3 protein-coding genes are annotated in these 4,436 nt (G+C 56.3%); all 3 read left to right on the forward strand.

Translation table 11 applies throughout. From position 1 onward, the window contains the following. Positions 1–230, forward strand: a 230-nt coding sequence (locus ACIREA_RS27270; protein ID WP_397385477.1) for a BrxA family protein, incomplete at its 5' end; no start/stop codon positions are given. A gap of 5 nt (positions 231–235) precedes the next feature. Then, a complete protein-coding gene (locus tag ACIREA_RS27275; RefSeq protein ID WP_294405412.1) occupies positions 236–838 on the forward strand; it encodes a DUF1788 domain-containing protein in 603 nt (200 codons plus the stop codon). A 5-nt stretch (positions 839–843) separates the two neighbouring features. After that, the gene (gene brxC, locus ACIREA_RS27280) at positions 844–4,347 is read left to right on the forward strand and encodes a BREX system P-loop protein BrxC (RefSeq protein WP_397385478.1); all 3,504 of its coding nucleotides are present in this window, start codon (positions 844–846) and stop codon (positions 4,345–4,347) included. Positions 4,348–4,436: the final 89 nt, after the last annotated feature.

Genomic DNA, 4,436 nt, shown 5'->3' on the forward strand with positions numbered 1-4,436 from the left:
AAGGATTGTCTCACCCGGAGTTTGTTCGATTGACGACCTCATCGAAGAACAAAATCCGACAAGTCCTCCTGCGGATGCTAACCGAGGCAGGCTTGCTTGTAAAAGGGACCTCGCTTGGGACCATTCAGCGACCAGCCCTCTCGCCGGCAGTTTTGCACGTCATCAACACAGACAGCCCGAGTTGGCTGGCCGGATTCCTGGTTCCAGACATTGAAATTCCAAGCCGCTGAATTCCATGGACATAAACGATCTGGCCGAGCGCCTTTTCAAAATCCTCGGTCATCCGAACTTCCTCGCCATGAAAGGGCTCGCCAACGAGGTGCCTATATTCATTCAGACGTATGAGCCATCTCAGGAGGATGCCATCAGGCGGATGGTCGATGGCCTCGTGGGCCGAATGCGGAATACCGGCATCAACTTAAAATCTCTCGACCTGTTCAGCCTGGTTTTAGAGGAATTGGAAGAGCACGACATCCTGGATGACCTTTTGAAGGGTGAGGCAGACTCTGAAAAGGTGGAAATTTTGGAGACGCTTCAGAACTATTCTGACCCCAAGACTCACCTGATCCCGCGATTGATTCGAGAAATCGGGGACGATGGCGTGCAGTTGACTCTCATCACTGGACCGGGTCGGATCTTCCCGTTCCTGCGAACCCACACCATCTTGGAATCTCTTCAGCCTGCCATGCTCAGACATCCGGTGGTGATCTTTTTTCCCGGCGAATACGCCCAGGATCCTGCCGGTGGTTCTCACCTGCGTCTTTTTGGTTCGATCCCGAGCCCTCGGATCAACAACCCTTACTACCGCGCCACAAATCTCGATCACTATCGTCTCTGACTTTCATGAAAATCCACGAGCTTTTCCTCAAACCCGTTGAGCGCCCCATTGATGGCGTTATCAAGGCCGACGACGATCGCAATCTCCAGACCGAGTTGGAAGAGTATGTGGTTACACGCGATGTTGCCCGGGGCCTTGGTGTTTTCACCGACCGCTACCTCACGGAACTAACGGCCAATGGCGTCTGGATCTCCGGCTTCTTTGGCTCAGGTAAATCACATCTGTTGAAAATCCTGTCCCTCATTCTTGATGGCCAGCCCCTTTCCAATGGAGTGCGCCCAGCCGATATTGTGCTGCCCAAAATCGAAGACGAGATCGTGAAGGCCAATTTGCGCAAGGCCACGGCCATCCCATCGCGCAGTATCTTGTTCAACATTGACCAAAAATTTGATGGCATTGGCGGTGATCACTCTGCACCCATTCTCGAGGTCTTCGTCAAGGTCTTGAACGAGCTGCAAGGCTACTATGGCAAACAGGGCTACATCGCCCGCTTTGAGCATGATCTCGACATTCGGGGTGACTTCGTCCCTTTCAAAGAGACCTACCTCAAGATCAATGGTGCCACCTGGGAGAAGGATCGCGAGGCCATCGCCACGGCGCGGAAAGCCGCCTTTGCCAAGGCTTACGCAACGCATTTTGGTGTGGCCGAGACCGAAGCCTCATCCCTCATGCGGCAGGTTCGTGAAGACTACCGCGTCTCGATTGAGAGCTTCGCGCAGATGGTGAAGGACTACATCGCCCGCCAGCCTGCCGGATTCCGACTGAACTTCTTTGTCGATGAAGTGGGACAGTTCATTGGCCAGGACTCGAAGCTCATGCTCAATCTTCAGACCGTGGCGGAAACGCTGGGCACGATTTGTAATGGTCGCGCCTGGGTCTTCGTCACCTCTCAAGCCGATCTCGAAGGCGTTCTCGGTTCGTTCAAAGGCATGGCGGCCCAGGACATCACGAAGATCATGGGGCGGTTCAAGACACAGCTGACGCTTGCCAGTGCGGATGTTCGCGAGGTCATCCAAAAGCGGCTCTTAGCCAAGCAGGAGGCAGAACCCGAAGTGCTCACCGACATCTATGACGAGGAGAAGGACAACCTGCAGACTCTTTTCCGTTTTGGCGACAACTCGATCAACCTGCAAGGCTGGCGTGGCAGTGATGAGTTCTGCGGCTTCTACCCCTTTCACACCTATCAGTTCGACCTGTTCCAGCTTGCTATCCAGCAACTCTCCAAGCATGGCGTGTTCACTGGTAAATATCTCTCGGTCGGCGAACGCTCCATGCTCGCGGTTTTCCAGGAGGTTGCCAAGACAGTGCGCAACCAGGAGGTGGGTCATCTTGCCACCTTCGACCTCATGTATGATGGCATCTCCGCCTCGATCCGTGGTGACATGCAGACCACGATCAAAATGGCAGAACGGCAGTTGGGAGAAGGCATCCCCATCCGTATTCTCAAATCGCTCTTCCTGCTCAAATGGGTGCGTGAATTCAAAGCCTCTCCGCGCAATGTCGCCATTCTATTGATTGACCGGTCTGATCCCGACATTCGTGCTCATGAGAAGGCGGTTCTCAAGGCATTGGCTGAGCTGGAAAGTCAGTCTTATCTGCAACGCAATGGCGATCTGTTCGAGTTCCTCACGGATACGGAAAAGGACATCGAGGTCGAAATCAAAAACACCGAGATCGACGAATCTCAGGTGGCTGATCTGCTTGCCACGGTGCTCTTCTCGGATGTCCTGCGTGATCCAAAGATCCGTTACGAGGGGAATGGGCAGGACTACTCCTATGCGAGGAAGCTGGATGATGCCCTGATCGGCAGAGAGGCGGACATTGCTCTCAACATCATCACTCCCGAACACCCCAATCACACCGACGCCACCACCCTGGCTGCTCAGAATACGGGGAAAGCGGAACTCCTGACTGTTCTCCCCGCTGACACACGTCTGACTGATCAAGCCCGGCTTTATCTCAAGACCAAAAAATACGTCCAGCAGAACACCGGTGGCGGAGACGATACTCGCAAAGCCATTCTCGACCAGCGCAGTCAGCAGAACGGCCTCCGCGCCACCACCATGCGGGACATGGCCAGTGAGTTCCTGAGCAAGGCCCCACTCTACCTCAATGGCTCCCGGCTCGACAGCGTTGGAGCAGGCGACGCCCGCAACCGCTTCTCCAAAGCCTGTCAGGAACTCATCTCCTTCTCCTTCCCCAGCCTGCGCATGTTGAAGGGGGCTTATGACGAGACCACTCTGTCACAGGCTTTGCTCTCACAGGACGATCTGCTCACCAGCGGCACCCAGACGCCGTCAGAGGCAGAGCAGGAAATCCTCACCTATGTGATGCGCAATCAGAACGATGGAACACGCACCTCCATTGAGGAGATCGTTCGGAACTTCGGCAAGCGCCCCTACGGCTGGTATCCCATGGCTGTGCTCACCCTTGTTAGCCGCCTCTTCCGAATGGGCAAGGTAGAGCTGCGTGCCGCCGAGTTGCTCGATGCCCGCAGTGCCTTTGATCACCTCAAAAACACTCGCCAGCACGGCAGCGTGAAGGTGCGGCTGCAGGAGCAGTTTGACGCCACCAAGGTCAACGCACTCAAGACCTTCCATCACGATTTCTTTGACCGCTCCAATAGCGGCACGGATGCCCGTTCCGCCGGCCAGTTCACTGCCGAAGCCCTCGTCGCCGAAATTCGCGATCTCACCGTGCTGCTCGATCAAGCCGCACGCTATCCCTTCCTTGAACCTCTGCGCCCCATCGTCGCACGTCTCACCACGCTGGCTGAAAAGGACTACACCTACCTGCTCAACCATCTGGCCGACTTCCAGGACGACCTCCTCTCCGCAAAGGACGATTTCCTTTCTCCGATCAAAGCGTTCATGCATGGCCCGCAGCGCAATGCTTTTGATGAGGCCATCACCTTCCTGCGTGAAGAGGAGGCCAACTTCGCCGAAGTGCCCGCCGCTGAAGTGCAGCCCCTGCGCGACCTCGCGGCATCCCTTCATCCTTATCGGGGGAATGGAGTCCCTACGGCCAAGACAGCAGTCGCCAAGTTGCGCGGTATTCTAGCGGACCTGCTCAAGGCCGAGCGTGAGCAAGCCCTGGCCACTTTGGACACGCAGCAGGCTCGTCTCCAGGCCGTCGAAGATTTCACCGCTCTTGATGAGTCCGGTCGCACCCAAGTTCTGGCACTTACCCATGCAGCACGTGAAGCGATTCAATCCGCCCGCTTCGTCACCGGCATCCGTGATCGGCTCCAACGCTACCTCACGCAGGATTATCCGGCCCAGCTTGCACTGGCTTCGCGGCTCGCGGCTCCAATACCGACACCTCCAGCAAAGCCGGGTGACAAAACACCTCCGTCCCCACCGCCAGTCCGCTACACCTCCGCCACCAGCCTGCGCCCTCAGTGCAACCTCCCCTACATCGCCAGCGAGTCTGACCTTGATCAGTGGCTCGCAGCTCTCCGCACGGCGGCCCAGGCAGAGTTGGAAAAAGGCAACCGCATCAGCCTCTAAATCACCTCATGTCACGAGTCTTCACTTCCGCTTCAGATGATACGTTGTGTCATCTCGTTTCCATGGCGCGGGAGCGGCTTGTGATCGTT

This window comes from Prosthecobacter sp., from assembly GCF_044373815.1.
GTDB lineage: Bacteria > Verrucomicrobiota > Verrucomicrobiia > Verrucomicrobiales > Verrucomicrobiaceae > Prosthecobacter.

Coding starts and splice junctions, on each gene's coding strand:
- ACIREA_RS27275 (WP_294405412.1), top strand. CDS start 236: ATGGACATAAACGATCTGGCCGAGCGCCTTTTCAAAATCCTCGGTCAT.
- brxC (WP_397385478.1), top strand. CDS start 844: ATGAAAATCCACGAGCTTTTCCTCAAACCCGTTGAGCGCCCCATTGAT.